The organism is Legionella steelei, assembly GCF_001468005.1.
In the GTDB taxonomy this organism is placed as follows: domain Bacteria; phylum Pseudomonadota; class Gammaproteobacteria; order Legionellales; family Legionellaceae; genus Legionella; species Legionella steelei.
This window is the reverse complement of sequence record NZ_LNYY01000021.1, coordinates 92,430-110,451: the sequence shown is the minus strand read 5'-3', so window position 1 is coordinate 110,451 and position 18,022 is coordinate 92,430. Positions and strand designations below refer to the sequence as shown.

Sequence of the window (18,022 nt, the reverse complement as noted above, 5' to 3'; positions counted from 1 at the left end):
TGCAGTATTTCTTTCATAGGACGATAGATAAGTTTACTTGTCAACTGGACTTATAGTGCTGAGTTTCCTGGTAGAAATTTTAGAGAGCAAGAATTAATTTTACAACCGCTGGGCTTAACAGCCCAGCCTACACTTGCAATTTTTGTCAACGAGTTCGCTAACATGTATAGGGATGATGGGGCCAGACTGCATGGCCCCTCGTGTTTTATTGAGCACTACTAATTAAGGTAATGTTTAGCTGACGTCCACAGACCCAAGCTTTAGTTAAATCACTCATTACCTCTTTTGTCATGCCTTTAGGTAAACGCACCGTTGAATGGTCGTCATGAATTTTAAGGCCAGTAATATGTTTACTTTGCAAACCCGCTTCATTCGCAATGGCGCCAACAATATTGCCTGGTTTCACACCGTGAATCTTACCTATATCGATGCGAAATAAATCCTGTCCTACAAAATCATCATTGGCTTTTTTACGTCCGTCACGGTCACGAAGCCCTTTCTTCTCAGAGAAACCTCTTCGTTCGTCAACTCGAGAACGTTCGAATTTACCGTCTCGCTCCGCCCGGCCTTCTTTAGCTGGACGTGGTGATTTAGGTAGTGCTTGCTCTTTTTGCCAAGGCAAGTCTTTGTTTAACATCAAAGCAAGTGTTGCCGCAACATCTACTGCAGAAACATCATGTTCTTTTATGTACTCTTCGACAATTCGTTTGTATGAAGGCAAGTTTGCGTGCTCTAAACGTGAGGTGATGTTTGCCATGAAACGTTGTTGTCGTACAACTTGAATCATATGGTCATTAGGCACAGTCACTTTGGCGATACGTTGACGTGTATGTCGTTCAATACTGCTAATTAAACGTGACTCTTTAGGAGTTACAAATAAAACAGCTACCCCAGAACGTCCCGCCCTACCTGTTCTTCCAATACGGTGAACATAAGTTTCATTATCATGCGGTAAATCATAGTTAATCACATGAGTCACTCGTTCTACATCCAGACCGCGTGCAGCAACATCTGTTGCCACCAGGATGTCAATAGCTCCTTGTCTGAATTGGGCAATAATACGCTCGCGTAATGCTTGAGTAATATCACCATGAATCGCCATAGCGCGTAGCCCTTGTTGCTGCAAGACTTCCGCAACTTCCTCAGTACTGCTTTTAGTACGCACAAATACAATCACGCCCTGATATTCTTCTACAGCCAGTACCCGCAATAACGCATCAGGTTTTTGATGTCCAGAAGCAAATAAAAAGCGCTGCTCAATACTTTTTACTGTAGCTGTTTCCCCACGTATTTCGATAGATGCAGGGTTATGCAAATAAGTATTGGCAATTTGTCGTATACGATGAGGCATGGTTGCTGAAAACAAACCGATTTGCTTCTCTTCAGGCAATTTTGCCATGATGGTTTCAATGTCTTCAATAAAACCCATACGCAACATTTCATCTGCTTCATCAAGGATGAAGGTACGTAAATTGTCTAACTGCAAAGTACGTCTCTCGATATGGTCCAAAATACGACCAGGAGTTCCTACTACAACCTGAGCGCCTGCCTTTAATTGCTTTAATTGACGACCGTAATCTTGCCCACCACATAAAACAGCAACCGAAGTACCTCGTTGCTTAGCGCTTAATAATTCAAATTGCTCAGCAACCTGAATCGCTAATTCACGAGTAGGAGCCAAAATTAAAGCTTGAGTGCCTTGTACATTAGGCGATAAATTTTGCAATATAGGCAAAGCAAAAGCAGCCGTTTTTCCTGTTCCTGTTTGCGCTAATGCAATCGCATCTCGCCCTTCCATCAATAAAGGAATTGTCTGTACTTGAATTGGAGAAGGCGTGGTAAACTTCATATCCTCTAGTGCCTTGTTTAAAGCATCTGAAAAATTAAAGGACGCGAAGCTTGTTATTTCTTGAGACATAAAAATCCTGATAGATTACAACATAACCTACGAAAGGTTAAGTGATATAAAAATTGGACAGTATAATAACAAAATAAACAAAATAATGCACGATATTTATGAAATTATCAAAGGACACCCGCGTAATCGGGGAATTTATAGCCTGGGTGTGGCGCAGCGTAACCCGGGTTTTTTGGATCTGAATGAATTTTTCAAATCCCGGGTTACGCTGCGCTGGACCCAGGCTACAATAAAAGGGTTTTCATCAAATCAAAGCCGCCAAACGACATGCCTGATCAATCGCATGGCGCGCATCCAGTTCTAAAGCTTTATAAGCCCCACCCACTAAATGCACTGCTTTGCCTGCTTCTTTTAACGGAGTGAATAATTCAGACAATTCGACTTGTCCAGCACAAATTACCACAGTATCTACGGAGAGCACCTGTGGCTTTTCATCGATATGTACATGCAGACCTTCATCATCAATCGCATCATACTGTACCCCTGAAATCATTTTGACTTGTTTATGCTTTAAACTGGAGCGATGAATCCACCCTGTTGTTTTGCCCAAGCGTTTGCCCATTTTTTCTTTTTTACGTTGTAACAAATAGACTTCGCGCGGGCTTGGAGTAATTTCAGGCGGTTTAATTCCTCCACGAAATTTTCCATAAATATCAATACCCCATTCGTTGTAAAACTGTTCTTTAGGGACTGGGTGTTGGTGCGTTAAAAATTCAGCCACATCAAAACCAATCCCACCAGCACCAATAATTGCTACGCGTTGACCTACTTCTTTTTTGCCCGTAATCACATCGATATAGCTCGCTACTTTCGGATGATCAATCCCATGAATCATAGGAATGCGGGGTTTAATTCCACTGGCTAAAACAATCTCATCAAAATCGTGTAATTGCTCCACCGTTGCCTGGGTATTTAAACGAATAGTCACCTTAAATTTCTGTAGCTGATAATTAAAATAGTCTAGCGTGTGTTGAAAAATTTCCTTGCCAGGAATTCGTTTTGCCAAATTAAATTGTCCACCAATCTGCTCATTTTTTTCAAATAAGGTCACTTGATGCCCGCGCTCTGCGGCGACTGCCGCAAAAGCAAGTCCCGCAGGCCCCGATCCCACAACGGCAATGGACTTGGGTTTTGCCGTAACCTCATAAATCAATTCCGTTTCGTTACATGCACGCGGATTCACTAAGCACGAAGCAGTTTTATTTACAAAAACCCGGTCAAGACATGCCTGATTGCAGGCAATACACACGTTAATCGCTTCGCTTTCACCTTTTTTAGCTTTCTCAGCAAATAATGGATCGGCCAAAAAGGGTCTGGCCATCGACACCATATCCGCTACCCCCGACTCGATTAATTCGTTGGCTATTTCAGGTGTATTGATACGATTTGAGGTGATTACAGGAATTTTAACTTCCGGCTTTAAATGTTGTGTGAGATGAGTAAATGCTGCTGTAGGAACCATAGTCGCTATAGTTGGAATTCGCGCTTCATGCCAACCAATGCCGGTATTAATGAGCGTAGCCCCCGCCTCTTCTATCGCTTTAGCAAGAATCACTACTTCATCCCAACTGCTGCCATCCGCAATCAAATCAAGCATGGACAAACGAAAAATGATAATAAATTTCTCGCCAACTGCTTCACGCACACTACGAACTATCTCAATAGGAAAACGGATACGATTTTCATAACTACCTCCCCATTCATCCTGACGCTGGTTGGTGTGCGTGACGATAAACTGGTTAAGTAAATATCCTTCACTCCCCATGATTTCAATACCATCGTAACCCGCCAACTGAGCAAGGCGCGCGCAACGCGCGAAGTGTTTAATGGTTTTTTTAATACGATGTTGACTCATGACCCAAGGTTTAAAAGGACTAATAGGTGATTTGATACCACTGGGCGCAACAATAAAAGGATGATAACCATAACGGCCTGCATGCAGCGCTTGCAAAATAATTTTGCCTCCCGCCTCATGCACTGTATGGGTGATTAATTCATGGCGATGTTGTTCTTTACTGTTCGTCAATTTGGCGGCAAAAGGAGCTAAACGCCCAGCGCGATCCGGTGCAAAGCCACCTGTTGTGATTAATCCAACGCCACCAAGCGCTCGTTCTCGATAAAATTGTGCCAAACGATTTAAACTGTCCTTATCCTCTTCGAGGCCAGTGTGCATAGATCCCATTAACAAACGATTTTTTAATTGGGTAAAACCTAAGTCTAAAGGCTGAAATAAAGCTTTAAATGGAGTGTTATCAATTCTCAATTCCATGAGTTTTCTCACAAAGGGACATCAAAACGAAAGGTAAAAGTATAACTCCTGTTTGCATCTTTTCACAGAGAGAATAAACAAGAAACTTGTAGTCTGCGCTGCTAAACCCAGCATGTAACAATGGGCTGAAGTAGTTTTTTCTTAGAAAATCATAGAGAAGATACGTGTCAATTGGGCTTCATAATGGAATTGTGGAGAGTACGAATTAATTCACAGACGCAGGGTTTAACAGCCCAGTCTACACTTGCCATGACGATCAAGGTTCAGAATCTAACTATAGGCTCAATTAGAAATAGAAAGCTGTTCTTTATGAGCACGAACTGGACGTACCTGGAAGTGATTGGCAATAAAAGCACCTAATAAAGTAATACTGCATCCCACAAGTGAGTATACCGAAGGTTGTTCATCTAACAAAAGAACGCCCATTAGGGTCGATACGATGGGAAGCGCATAAAGCGTGATGGATGCACTCGAAGCAGATAAATATTTTAACGCATAACCCCATGCTAAATAAGCAAGTGCTGCAGGGAAAATACCCATGTAAATAACGGCTGCTGTCGTTTGCATGTCTGCAATGCGAATTTGCTGGAGCATGTCAGGCAAAAATATGGCTAATAGTAAAGTGCCACCCCACATAACCCAAGCAATGATTGCAACAGGATGATAGACGCTCACAAATTGCTTTTGGATAATTGTTAAGATCGCCCCCATTAATGCAGAAACCAAAATGGCCATAATCCCTTGTTGCATTCCTGGCTCTGAACTCTCGCCAATCGCCAATAAAGCCAGACCCAAGATACTAATAAAGATGCCAAACCAAACACCAAGAGTCAGTTTTTCACGTAAAAAAATCAGCGATAAAAGTACGGTCAATACCGGCATTAAACCAATAACAAAACTGGCTACACCTGCAGAGACACTCAACTCGCCATAATTCAAACAAATATTATAAATGCCTATACCAGCCATCCCAGCAAGAAGCAATTGAACACGATCCTTCCACACCACGCGTTTTTTAATACCCAAACTGTAGTAGATGACGAACATACACAATGACGCAACGATAAATCGTAAAAGAGCAAGCGCTCCAGGAGTATAGCCGACTAAACCAATGCGTATCCCAACGAATGCTGAAGCCCAAAAGACAATGGCAATAATAATGACACAGCTTACTTTGAAAGACTGCATATTGCACACCTGTTTTGCGGAAAATAATCGACTTATTGTATCAGAATTACTCTAAATAATCACGCCACATTACTTTGAATCAAGCAACCAAATGTCTGATATTGCATGTTCATTTAAGCGACATTAATGTTGCACCGCACCCAAAAAACCCTGATTTTAAGAGCTTTTTTTGCAAAATCACACTTTATTAACCACATTATGTAAAAATGTTTGGCATTTTCTTTTTTATAAACTATTTTTAAAGAAGGGCCTGTTCCTGTTGAGGATGAAGCTATGGATGACCCTTTTTCTGACCTGAAAAAAGCATTGGACCCCCTATTTTATTTGGTACCCAATAGAGATGGGAAGTATGGTGCTTTCTCTGAAATTCAGCGTCTAAAGGAAGCTGTTGAAAATTACCTGCCTAAAGACAAAGGATCTTTTATCGCACTCATCAAGGCGCTGGGAGCAGCAGTACCCCAGTTCGAAAAGTGGCGAGTCAATTTTGATTCCATAAAAAGGGCGGCCGACTCATTAGCTGAACAACATAAAATGCCGTATCCAAATTGGGATAAATTTCTGTCTGGTACATCAATGTTCCAATTTAGTACACTGAATATGCAGGAAGACCATGAGCTCATCGATTGGTTAACTGCCGTATCTGGAGAAGCGTTTCCTCACGATGAGATTAACAAACAAACGAGTATGTTAATTGACCATAGCGAGCAGCTTGGATTTAGTCCACGGCTAAGAGCTCATTTAGAAAAAGATCCCAAGTTTTTATCTCGCTTGATTATGAAATCTAAAGAGAACTTCAACGAAATTTTAAATACTCGCTTGAGTTTTCACCTAACTGATAAACAAATAGCTAAAGCAATTGTCCACCATTACTTACCTCCGTCGATTCAAAAAGATCACTTTTCGTTTGCGCAAGTAGAACAATTTATTCAGAGGTTCAATGAAATACTATCTAATAGTGGGCGCTCAGTTCCTATATTATTGCGTAATGCAGCAGCCAAAGATGTTTTGGATAAGGTCAATATTTTTCAAATATACCAAAGTGATGAATATCAAAATCGTCAAGAATCCCCTTCCTTTGCGAACGATGAACCTTTAAGCCCCCAACAACCTAACAAGCCTTGGTAAATCCATACCCTCATCTGCCCTACGGGCACCTTCTCCCCTTGGGGAGAAGGGATTCAAAAGTCTCTATTTCTTTTAAGATAAGGAAAAAATTATCCCTAATCTAACAAACCTAAAGACTTAACAGTATCACGCTCTTGTCTTAGTTCATTCAATGTTTTGTCAAACATGTCACGACCGTAATCATTAAAGGATATCCCTTCAACTACGCTTAATTCTCCGTGTTCGCGACGGCAAGGGAAGGAGAAGATCAAGCCTTCATCCACACCATACTCGCCTTGAGAGCTACGACACATAGAGAATGACTCACCAGCCGGAGTATCATTAACCAAATGGTTCACACCGGTAATAATGGCATTAGCCGCAGAAGCAGCAGAAGAAGAACCTCGTGCTTTAATTACTGCAGCACCCCGCTGTTGTACCGTAGAAACAAAAGTATCTTTCAACCAAGACTCGTCAATCACTTGAGCTGCAGAAACTCCATTGATTTTTGCATTATAAAAATCAGGATATTGAGTTGAAGAATGGTTCCCCCAAATAGTCATTTGAGTGACTGCCGTAATATCAACACCCGCTTTTTTAGCCAATTGAGTACGTGATCTTAATTCATCCAAAGTAGTCATGGCATAAAAACGATCATTAGGTATATCTTTGGCATGATGCATTGCAATCAAGCAGTTTGTGTTGCAAGGATTACCGACTACAAAGGCGCGCACATCATCACTTGCATAATCATTAATTGCCTGACCTTGTTTGGTAAATATCCCACCGTTAATTTGTAATAAATCAGCGCGTTCCATACCTTGTTTACGTGGCACAGAGCCGACTAATAATGCCCAGTTTACTCCGTCCATTGCCTTATTCATGTCTGCAGTACAAACCACACGCTTCAATAAAGGAAAGGCACAATCGTCTAGCTCCATAGCAACCCCTTCTAGAGAAGGAAGTGCGGCTTCAAGCTCAAGCAGGTTTAATTCCACTTCAGTGTTTGCACCAAACATTTGTCCAGAAGCAATACGAAACAATAATGCATAACCAATTTGTCCAGCTGCCCCAGTAACAGCGACTCTAACTCGTTTATTTCCCATGTGATTTCCTCTTATTTTTTTAGGTAAACGATGCAAATTCTCTCTTATGCAACGAGAAGAAAGCTCAATGCATGGTTACTTTTTTTGTTACAAAACTCGCAACATGATACTATTGCATTCCCAAACAAGCCAGTATAAATAGAGTAATGATCCCTTTATCGTTGTACATTCACATTCCATGGTGCATCCGTAAATGCCCTTATTGTGACTTCAATTCCCATAAAAGTCCTGACACTTTGCCTGAACAAAATTATGTGCAAGCGCTTATCGCTGACTTAAAAACAGATTTACAACACTTTGAAACTCGCGAAATTTGCTCTATTTTCATTGGTGGCGGCACTCCAAGCCTGTTTTCTGCTCAAGCCTATGACACTTTATTCACCGAATTGAAACGTCTTTTGCCCTTTGCCAAAGACATTGAAATCACGATGGAAGCCAACCCAGGTACAGTAGAACAACAACGTTTTACCGAATACCGACACATTGGTATCAATCGACTTTCTTTGGGAATTCAAAGCTTCAATCCTGAGCATCTACATGCTCTGGGCCGTATCCATGATGCCCAACAAGCTCATCGTGCTATCGAATCGGCACGTAATGCTGGTTTTAACAATTTAAATCTAGACATCATGCATGGTTTGCCCAAACAAAGTGTCGCGCAAGGAGTTGACGATTTACGCGCAGCAATTGCGCATCAACCCGAACATTTGTCTTGGTACCAATTAACCATAGAACCTAATACAGTATTTTACAAAGAAAAACCGCCATTACCTTCCGAAGATGAAGCATGGTTGCTTGAGGAAGAAGGACTCGCCTTACTTAAAGAATCTGGTTTTGAACGTTATGAAATTTCTGCTTTTGCTCAACCCCACCGACAAGCGCGACACAATTTGAATTACTGGTTATTTGGCGACTACTTGGGCATAGGAGCAGGAGCACACGGGAAGATCACTACCGTAAATGGAATACAAAGAACCCGCAAACATCGTCAGCCTAAAGAATACCTCGATGCAGACAAACCCTTTTTAGCCAGCATAGAAACAGTAGAAGCCGCGGATCTTCTTTTTGAATTTATGCTCAACACGACACGTTTAGAACAAGCCATTCCCTTAGCACTCTTTAAGCAAACGACGGGATTGTCGCTTAGTCATTTGCTCCCCAAACTCAAAATGGCAGCAAATAAAAAGCTTATTACCCTAACCGACACCCACTGGCAAGTAACTGCGTTTGGCAGACGTTACACCAATGACTTGCAAGCCCTGTATTTGTAGCGATGATAAATTGTAGCCTGGGTGCGGCGAAGCGGAACCCAGGCTACGAAATATATGCAGCCACTTGCTTGCAAATAAAGATTAATTGATAATAAAGTTACTTTCCGAACAAGGAGTAATCGGTGATATTATTCATTTTCTTGGTAGTTCTTGCTTATCTAATGGGATCTATCTGCTCTGCAGTCATTATCAGCAAAACGTTTGCTTTGCCTGACCCTCGTAGTGAAGGCTCAAAGAATCCTGGTGCGACTAATGTATTGCGACTTGCGGGAAAAAAATACGCAGCATTAGTTATGGTGACCGATTTACTCAAAGGGACCATTCCAGTACTCATCGCCAAAGCCCTGGATGCCGAACCAGCTACAGTCGGATTTACTGCTCTAGCAGCAGTTATCGGCCATATGTACCCTTTTTTCTTTGACTTTAAAGGCGGAAAAGGAGTTGCGACAGCAATAGGAGCGCTCTTAGGATTTCATTTTCTTGTAGGTATTTTAGTCGCCGCAACATGGTTATTGGTCGCTAAATTCTCTCGCTATTCCTCTTTAGCATCCATCACCGCTATTGGTTTTTCTCCATTCTATTCGCTGTTACTCATCCAGCGTTTGGATATTTTTCCCCCCATATTCATCATGGCCATCTTAGTTCTCTACAAACATAAAGAAAATATTGTGCGCCTTATTGATAAAAAAGAACCAAAAATCAAACTAAAGAAAACAGTAATTGAAGAAATTATGGAGAATGGCTCTCAAGAAGCTGCGCCTCCCCCAAAAAAAGCAGAAACATCTGTTCCCAAAGTAGAAATTGACATAGTAGAAACCACTATAATCACTGAAACCATAGTGCCTAAGCCTAAAACTACAAAAACAGCTAAAACCACGAAAACAGTCAGTAAAAAGACTGAAGCACCAGAGACGAAAACTAAAACAGCTAAAAAACCCACTGTTTCCAAAACAAAAACCAAGAAACCTAAAGAAGAATGATAAATCACCTAATTGGAGTTCGTCCATAAGCATAGAAAAAGGATGAACTCAATTAGGAAAGATAGGCAATGAATTAAGCCAAAGGCCATCTTGCCTTAACTTCAACACTAGGGCTCAAGTCCTTTTCTCCTCGTAACATCCGCAAACATCCAGCATAAGCAATCATCGCCCCATTATCGGTACAATATTCTAAAGCTGGAAAATAAATCGTGCCGCCAATACTTTCAATCCATGCACGTAAACCTGAACGCAGCGCTTTATTCGCCCCCACGCCACCTGCAACCACCAATTGCTTACACCCAGATTCTTGTACCGCACGTTTGCATTTGATCATTAAGGTATCAACCACTGCTTGCTGAAAAGCCTTGGCAATTTCAGCGCGTGCACGCTCATCTTTTGTGCTTTGATTCCATGTGTTTAAGGAAAATGTTTTCAAACCACTGAAACTAAAATCAAGACCAGGGCGATCCGTCATAGGACGTGGGAAACGATATGGAGTTGACTCGCATTGATCCGCAAGGGCTGCGAGCACTGGCCCTCCTGGATAAGGTATTCCCATTAATTTAGCCGTTTTATCAAACGCTTCACCTACTGCATCATCAAGAGTATCCCCGAGTATGTGGTATTCTCCCAAATCTTTGACTTCAACCAATTGGCAATGACCACCGGATACCAAAAGTGCGATAAAGGGGAATTGAAGTGAGGGGGTTTCCATTTTCGCAGCCAAAAGATGTGCTTCCAAATGATGAATGGCCAACGCAGGAATTTGTAATGCATATGCCAAGCTTTTGGCAAAGCAAGAACCAACAAGTAATGCACCAATGAGACCTGGTCCTGCTGTATAAGCAATCCCATCTAGTGCTTTTTTATCGAGCCCTGTCTGTTGTAACACTTCATCGAGCAAAGGAATTAAATAATTAATATGATCCCGCGAGGCAAGTTCAGGCACTACACCACCATGTACACGATGGGTATCAATTTGCGAATGCAAGGCATGTGCTAACAAACCCGCATCTGAATCATAAATCGCTACTCCAGTTTCATCACAAGAAGATTCAATGCCTAAAATCAACATAAAAAGAGCCTGATAAAAAAATTCAGTAATTGTACCATACATCATGTGACCTGGGTGAAGCGCAGCACAACCCCAGGGTTATGGAATTCGTTCAGGTCTGGAAAACCCGGTTACGGCTTTACCTCCATTCATGCGACAATTTTAAAAATAAAATTTTCGCTATTAAAACTTGACGGGGGCTTCAACTAGCACTAGAATTGCCCACCTATTAAGATCAAATAACCAGAGGACTAGTTTAATGCCTACCGTTCGCGTCAAAGAAGGCGAAAACCCAGAATACGCATTGCGTCGTTTTAAGCGCTCTTGTGAAAAAGCCGGTATTTTAACCGAATTACGCCGTCGTGAATTTTATGAAAAGCCAACTGCTGAGCGTAAACGCAAGCAAGCTGCTGCGGTAAAACGTCATCTGAAGAAAATTTCTCGTGATATGACAGCAAAACAACAAGGCGGCAAACGCCGACGTAAATAGGATTCTGTCCGTCCTGTATTTTTACTAGGCCACATGTACTTCGCATAGTCACAATTTAATTGATGAGTATGATGTCGTATTTAGTGGCCTTTCGCTTTTTAGAGCATATTAGACTTCTTCCGAAACTCAGGTAGAGAAGAGGTTGCTTACATTAGGGCCGAGCTGCTCATTGGATTTTTAAGGAATAAGAAATGACTATTAAAGAACGTCTCAATAATGATGTTAAAGATGCAATGCGTGCGAAAGATAAAGAACTATTGTCCACACTTCGTTTAATTACTGCTGCTGTAAAACAAGTTGAAGTGGATGAGCGTATTGAAGTAGATGATGAGCGCATGTTGGTGATTTTGGATAAAATGAGCAAACAACGTAAAGAATCCATCGCGCAATACGAAAAAGCCAGTCGCGAGGATCTGGTTGCTCAGGAACAATTTGAGCTCGATATTCTTAAAAAATACTTACCTGAGCCTTTATCAGCTGCAGAAATTGAGAACATGGTTCAAGATGCCATTGCCTCAACTGGCGCTGAAAAAATGGCAGATATGGGTAAAGTCATGGCACTCTTAAAGCCCAGCTTGCAAGGCCGAGCTGATATGGCTCAAGTCAGTGCCATGATTAAGGCCAAGCTAAGTTAAGGATCAATATGTCTGGCTTAATCCCGCAGCCATTCATTGACGATCTTCTCCACCGCACGGATCTGGTTGAACTAATTGACAGCTATGTTCCCTTGAAAAAACGAGGGAACAGTCATATTGCCTGCTGTCCTTTTCATAATGAAAAATCTCCTTCATTTAATGTCGTTGCGAAAAAGCAGTTTTATCACTGCTTTGGTTGTGGCGCCTCAGGAAATGCCATCAGCTTTGTCATGAACTACCTGAATCAAGGGTTTGTTGATGCAATTGAAACCCTGGCCGCCCGTGTGGGTTTAACAATTCCTCGAGACAAACAGACGGAGAAAAATAATTCATCACAGGACCTTTATAAACTCTTGTCAGACGTATGCCTTTATTATCAAAAAAAATTAAGACATGAAGGGCAAGCTGCCATTGATTATTTACGAGGCAGAGGCTTAAGTGGAGAAATCGCCAAACTCTATCAGCTAGGTTATGCAAACGAAGGATGGCACCATCTTGAAAAAGCATTTCCCCGAAATCAACGTGAACTACTTGCAACTGGGATGTTGATTAAAAATGACGATGGAAAAATCTATGATCGCTACCGTAACCGTGTCATGTTCCCTATTCATGACCGCCATGGACGCATTATAGGTTTTGGCGGACGCGTACTGGATAAAGAGCAAAAACCCAAATACCTTAATTCACCTGAAACCGTCATTTTTCAGAAAAGTAGAGAATTGTATGGTTTACATCAGATTCTAAGTCAACAAAAAACAGTAGAATACGTCATTGTGGTTGAAGGTTATATGGACGTGATTGCATTAGCCCAACATGGGGTGATGAATGCGGTAGCAACCTTAGGTACAGCGACCAGCACCTATCACATTCAACTTCTTGCCAAACACACCAAAGCACTGATTTTCTGTTTTGATGGCGACAATGCCGGAAGGCAAGCGGCATGGCGTGCTCTTGAAAGCAGCTTACCGCATTTGAATTTAGGGCTGGATGCCAGTTTTATGTTTTTGCCCGATGGGCATGATCCAGACAGTTTGGTTCGCGAAGAAGGGAAAGACAATTTTTTAAATCGACTCAAGCAAGCCACGCCCTTGCACCGCTTTCTTTTTGACAACCTGGCCAAAGATCTCAATCTGCTTCGCCCCGCAGGCAAAACGCAACTTATTAATTTAGCCAAGCCATTCTTACAAAAAATGGATGAAGGCTCATACAAACAACTCCTCATCGAAGATCTGGCGCGTTTAACTCATATCGAAACCCATCGTTTAAACCAGCTGATTACGGAGGAGGTGAAAGCACCCCAGCAAGAACAGACCATGAGCATTGCGCGTACACCAATGCGTATTGCCGTAGCCCTCCTCTTACAACACCCGGAAATTTATACGCAAATTAAACAGCAAATCAATCTAGAACTCCTTGACGCTCAAGAGCATGAAATTTTACTCAGTGTATTACAGCAGCTGGCAACAAATCCGCAAGCAACTACGGCAACGCTGATTGAACTGTGGCGTAATCATGCTTATTTTGATTCTATGAACAAACTTGCAGCCTGGGACCATCTGGTGCCGGAACAAGAGTTAGTCAAAGAATTCATTGATATTATCTTCTTCTTGCAAAAACAAAATCGTGAATTAACCATACGGCAATTGATTAATAAATCACGCCAACAAGGATTGGACGAAGCGGAAAAAATAAAGCTACAAGAGATGTTAAAAGAGCGGCATATTTGAAACATTCACATTCTATATTGAACCTCAAAAATCAGGTAGAAAGGTTGGCTAAGCCTAGCGTTTGTAGAACTCTTTCTCACGCCCCGAAATAGCTCCTAAGAAAAAATATTTTGCTGCTTGTTACATGCTGGGCTTAACAGCCCAGCCTACTTTTATTTTGCTTTGTCAGTGAATTACCAAACATACAGAAATGACGGAGTGCCTAATGATGCCTTAACTCCAATGCAGCACCTTGCTGCTGCAGAATTAATTCAGACATTTCTTTTTTGGAAATCGAAATTTCTTGTGCGCCACCCATGCTACTTGTGATGCGAATTTTAAAACAATCGGGATCCTCAGTGGCACTTATTTCTTCTAACCTAAAATGCTCTTCTAAATGATCCAAAACGGAAATACCCGTACTTCCTAGATGATCATTTAAGTAGGTAACTAAAGTGGAGGAATCAAAAATAAGCGGTAATTTTTCTAACTCCATCTCTTGTCGATGTACTGTACTGTATGCCAGATTCATAACAGCAAGGAATTGGGAAGCAGGAATTACAAATTCTTGTGGCATATCTCCCGAATAATTACTTTCTGCAAGAAGCTTGAAAAAATAATGGCCATTATGATTCACATATTCAACTTTAGTGAAATCATAGGAGGTATTAAGCTTTATTTGCAGCAGATGACACACATAATCTTTATTTTGACTGCTCGACATAAAATTAAGTGTCTCATTAAAATAAAGGCTTAATTCAGGTAATTGCGAATGTTCAGTAAACTTTCTGCCAACAACCACATTCATAGGTTGCGCTGTTCGAGGCTGCAATAAGATGTCACGTATTTTACTAAAAAGACTTAAATCTTGATAAGAATCAACTTTACTGGGCTGGATACCCATCTGCGTAAAAGCCTTTGCATTCTCAGCAAAATTTTCCAGATCCATGCGTAACAATTTTCGACAGGCTGCTAAACGGATCAAATTTAAGCGAATGGTTAGTGGTGTATTATCGTTATTAATTAAGATATTACTCACACCCACACCGTGCAAATCGCCAGCAAGAATACGCTCTCCTTCACGGGCCTTGTTATAACATAATCGTTTTAAATTAAGAATTTTTTGTAATGAGATGAAATGACTTGCAAAAAGAGTACTCGTTGCCCCTAATTGAGATTTATGTGCGTGTGACATATCGGTACTTAATTCTTTTGCAACAACATATAAAATACAATACTCCTGTTGCTCATGAGTCAGCTTGAGATAGTTCGGGCTTTTCAAAAGTGTCTCAAGGGAATTAAATTCTTTATATAAAGCCAATCCTGAATATTCTAAGAGATTGTCAAGAAGAGTTCGCGCCGTAGCGATTTTTTCAAGGTTGCTGCGCGTATCTTTTGCTAACTTAGGAGATAGTAAATATCTAAGCTCCTTTTCATCATATTCAAGAGGAAATTCAAGCGTTTTATTTGTTTTTTTTATGCAAAACTGCTCTATCGCTCCCGATTGATCATTTAACGATACGGCAATGCAATGACCTTCTTTACGTAGATGCGTCACAATATCTTGCAATCGACCTGCGCAGCCTTTGAGGGTAAATGCATCGATAACTAAGACACCATCTGCTTTAAGCTTATTGTAAGCCTGAACGATTGCAGCAACTGGATCAACCAGGTGCATGAATGTTTTGCTAGAAAAAATATAATCGAATTGTTGCGTAGCAATCGGTTTAAATGCCCCATACCCTGGAGCTTCTAAATATTCTGCATTGCCGGTAAGATATTTTTCATTAGGAATGAGATTGCCAACAGGAGAACGTTCATCAGTTGCGGAAATGCCGTACACCGTCACTTGATGCTTATATTTAAGGCCTTTATTTATCGCTGTATCATGTGCAGTAATGAATGCACCATTCGATGTTCCAATATCTAATACCGTAATATCTCGTTTAAGGGCTGCTTCTTTAATAAGTTGCTCGGTATCTAATTGCACACCTTCTGCATATTCAAAACTATAATCGCTAGATCCCTCCCAAACGTATCCTTTTTTTATATTTTTTACACTGTTATAGGCTTGATCAATTTGTTCTATAAAATGTTGGGGTCTTTCTTTCATGTTGCCCTCAAATACACCATAAGCGTAAGCAATTCATCCATCGACATTTGTAATTATAGATTTTATTGAGCATTTTGTATAAAATGTGATGGAAGGGGTCTTGCGAAGAATGAGTCAAAACCTCATAAACAGGACGTTCTAAAAAAAGCAGTAAAAAACTACTAGTATGTTACAAACTCCCGGTTTATAATTATAAGATTTTGTAATCCTAAAGAAGCAATCATTTTTAGCTTGTGCTTTAAATTCTGTACGATTCGCTTGTTTTTTAGGATTGTTTCTAATTGTCCCTAGAGAAGTGCCTATGACCATAAACGATCAAGAACAGCAAAGCTCACAGATAACCAAAGTGATTAGCTTGGGAAAAGAGCAGGGTTACTTGACTTACAGCCAAATTAATGACCTTTTGCCTAACATAGTTGATACAGAACATTTTGATGTCATTATCAGTATGCTGGAAGGCATGAACATCAAAGTATTTGAGTTACCCCCTGGTGATGATGAATTGGCACTTCTGCTTAATACAGAAGAAGTACCTGATATCGAAGAAGCCGCCATGGTACTTGCCTCTGTGGACAAAGAGACCGGACGGACAACGGATCCAGTCCGCATGTACATGCGTGAAATGGGAACAGTAGAACTGTTAACCCGTGAAGGCGAAATCCGCATTGCGAAACGCATTGAAGAAGGTATTTACCAAGTACTTAAATCTTTGGCACATTACCCAGAAACTGCCCAATTAGTGCTTGATGATTATGAGCGATTTATCGCCCAAGAAATTCGCCTCAATGAAATTATTAGTGGCTTCTCAGACGTTGAAGATGAAGTAGCTCCGGCTGCAAGCATAGGCTCTATGCTGGACGAAGTGCAACAAATGAACGACATGATTCTCTCTGAGGAAGAGGAAGATGAAGATGGCGAAGGCGGTATAGGAGAAGTCGATGACGGCCCAAATCCAGAACAAGCCAAAATTTATTTTGATGACTTACGTGCTAAGCTTGAAGAGGCAATCGCTACTTTAAAAGAGAATGGTAGAGAACATGCCAAAGCGCTTAAAGCCTTAGAAGCAATGTCTGAATCGTTCTTAAAGCTGAAGCTCACCTCCAGACAAGTCGATCGCTTAACGCGTCATTTCCGCCAATTACGTAACCACATCAGAGAATTCGAACGTGGCATTATGCGTCTTTGTATTGAAAAAGCACGTATCCCACGTAAACTGTTCATTGATACCTTCCCAGGCCAAGAAACAGATATGGAATGGCTCAAAGGTATTCTTGCCAAACACGGCAAAAAACTCGATCTAGAGCGTATCCAGGAACATACTGATGATATTTTACGTATCCAATCCCGCTTGGTCGCATTCGAAGCAGAATACGGTTTGACGATTGGGGAAATTAAAGACATCAACCGTAAAATGTCTATTGGCGAAGCCAAAGCACGCCGCGCCAAAAAAGAAATGGTTGAAGCCAACTTACGTTTGGTTATTTCCATCGCGAAAAAATACACCAACCGTGGCTTGCAATTCCTTGATTTAATCCAGGAAGGCAATATCGGTCTAATGAAAGCAGTAGATAAATTTGAATACCGTCGTGGTTACAAATTCTCTACCTACGCAACCTGGTGGATTAGACAAGCAATTACCCGTTCCATCGCCGATCAGGCGCGTACCATCCGTATTCCGGTACACATGATCGAAACAATTAACAAGCTCAACCGTATTTCCAGACAAATTCTTCAGGAAACTGGCCGTGAAGCCACCCCCGAAGAACTAGCTGAAAAAATGGAATTGAGCGAAGACAAGATTCGCAAAGTTTTAAAAATCGCCAAAGAACCCATTTCTATGGAAACTCCAGTAGGCGACGATGACGATTCGCATTTAGGTGACTTTATTGAAGACAACAACATCGAATCTCCAATCGATATGGCAACCGCCGAAGGCTTACGCGAAGCAACTCTGGAAATCTTGGAAACCTTAACACCAAGAGAAGCCAAGGTACTGCGTATGCGTTTTGGTATCGAAATGAATACCGACCATACTCTGGAAGAAGTAGGCAAACAATTTGACGTAACTCGCGAAAGAATTCGTCAGATCGAAGCCAAAGCGCTCCGCAAACTGCGCCACCCCTCTCGCTCAGAGAAACTGAGAAGCTTCTTAGAAGGCGATGAAGGCTAATGAGACAAAAAGGAAGGA

Annotated in this window: 13 protein-coding genes; 7 read left to right on the top strand and 6 right to left on the bottom strand. The window is 41.3% G+C overall.

Going from position 1 to position 18,022, the window contains the following annotated elements; genetic code table 11:
- Nucleotides 1–205: 205 nt before the first annotated feature.
- The 3 genes from Lste_RS15170 to Lste_RS15160 all read right to left on the bottom strand — a co-directional run bounded on the left by Lste_RS15170 (nucleotide 206) and on the right by Lste_RS15160 (nucleotide 5,375).
- Entirely contained in the window at nucleotides 206–1,918 is a 1,713-nt protein-coding gene (locus Lste_RS15170) for a DEAD/DEAH box helicase (protein ID WP_058511843.1), read from the bottom strand.
- 244 nt (nucleotides 1,919–2,162) lie between these two features.
- The gene (locus Lste_RS15165) at nucleotides 2,163–4,187 is read right to left on the bottom strand and encodes an NADPH-dependent 2,4-dienoyl-CoA reductase (protein ID WP_058511842.1); all 2,025 of its coding nucleotides are present in this window, start codon (nucleotides 4,185–4,187) and stop codon (nucleotides 2,163–2,165) included.
- Between the two features lie 282 nt (nucleotides 4,188–4,469).
- A complete protein-coding gene (locus Lste_RS15160; RefSeq protein ID WP_058511841.1) occupies nucleotides 4,470–5,375 on the bottom strand; it encodes a DMT family transporter in 906 nt (301 codons plus the stop codon).
- Between the two features lie 273 nt (nucleotides 5,376–5,648).
- Between Lste_RS15160 and Lste_RS15155 the strand changes: the two genes are divergently transcribed.
- A complete protein-coding gene (locus Lste_RS15155) occupies nucleotides 5,649–6,500 on the top strand; it encodes a hypothetical protein (RefSeq protein WP_058511840.1) in 852 nt (283 codons plus the stop codon).
- A 95-nt stretch (nucleotides 6,501–6,595) separates the two neighbouring features.
- Here Lste_RS15155 and Lste_RS15150 read toward each other — a convergent pair whose 3' ends face one another.
- A complete protein-coding gene (locus Lste_RS15150; RefSeq protein ID WP_058511839.1) occupies nucleotides 6,596–7,585 on the bottom strand; it encodes a malate dehydrogenase in 990 nt (329 codons plus the stop codon).
- A gap of 146 nt (nucleotides 7,586–7,731) precedes the next feature.
- Between Lste_RS15150 and hemW the strand changes: the two genes are divergently transcribed.
- The gene (hemW, locus tag Lste_RS15145) at nucleotides 7,732–8,856 is read left to right on the top strand and encodes a radical SAM family heme chaperone HemW (protein ID WP_058511838.1); all 1,125 of its coding nucleotides are present in this window, start codon (nucleotides 7,732–7,734) and stop codon (nucleotides 8,854–8,856) included.
- Nucleotides 8,857–8,978: 122 nt separating this feature from the next.
- Nucleotides 8,979–9,836 carry a glycerol-3-phosphate 1-O-acyltransferase PlsY gene (gene plsY / locus Lste_RS15140; protein WP_058511837.1) on the top strand — a complete coding sequence of 286 codons (858 nt, stop codon included), beginning with the start codon at nucleotides 8,979–8,981 and terminating at the stop codon, nucleotides 9,834–9,836.
- Between the two features lie 73 nt (nucleotides 9,837–9,909).
- Here the strand turns inward: plsY and tsaD are convergent, their stop codons facing one another.
- Nucleotides 9,910–10,911: a tRNA (adenosine(37)-N6)-threonylcarbamoyltransferase complex transferase subunit TsaD gene (tsaD, locus tag Lste_RS15135; RefSeq protein WP_058512453.1), complete on the bottom strand. Its 1,002-nt coding sequence runs from the start codon at nucleotides 10,909–10,911 to the stop codon at nucleotides 9,910–9,912.
- A gap of 238 nt (nucleotides 10,912–11,149) precedes the next feature.
- Here tsaD and rpsU point away from each other — a divergent pair, with 238 nt between their 5' ends.
- From rpsU to dnaG, 3 genes are all read left to right on the top strand, one after another.
- Nucleotides 11,150–11,380 (top strand): 30S ribosomal protein S21, encoded by a 231-nt coding sequence (gene rpsU, locus Lste_RS15130; protein WP_010652681.1) that lies wholly within the window; start codon nucleotides 11,150–11,152, stop codon nucleotides 11,378–11,380.
- A 191-nt stretch (nucleotides 11,381–11,571) separates the two neighbouring features.
- Nucleotides 11,572–12,015 (top strand): GatB/YqeY domain-containing protein, encoded by a 444-nt coding sequence (locus Lste_RS15125; protein WP_058511836.1) that lies wholly within the window; start codon nucleotides 11,572–11,574, stop codon nucleotides 12,013–12,015.
- 8 nt (nucleotides 12,016–12,023) lie between these two features.
- A complete protein-coding gene (dnaG, locus tag Lste_RS15120; RefSeq protein ID WP_058511835.1) occupies nucleotides 12,024–13,742 on the top strand; it encodes a DNA primase in 1,719 nt (572 codons plus the stop codon).
- A 202-nt stretch (nucleotides 13,743–13,944) separates the two neighbouring features.
- Here dnaG and Lste_RS15115 read toward each other — a convergent pair whose 3' ends face one another.
- The gene (locus tag Lste_RS15115) at nucleotides 13,945–15,834 is read right to left on the bottom strand and encodes a class I SAM-dependent methyltransferase (RefSeq protein ID WP_058511834.1); all 1,890 of its coding nucleotides are present in this window, start codon (nucleotides 15,832–15,834) and stop codon (nucleotides 13,945–13,947) included.
- A 301-nt stretch (nucleotides 15,835–16,135) separates the two neighbouring features.
- Between Lste_RS15115 and rpoD the strand changes: the two genes are divergently transcribed.
- Nucleotides 16,136–18,004 carry an RNA polymerase sigma factor RpoD gene (gene rpoD / locus Lste_RS15110; protein WP_058511833.1) on the top strand — a complete coding sequence of 623 codons (1,869 nt, stop codon included), beginning with the start codon at nucleotides 16,136–16,138 and terminating at the stop codon, nucleotides 18,002–18,004.
- Nucleotides 18,005–18,022: the final 18 nt, after the last annotated feature.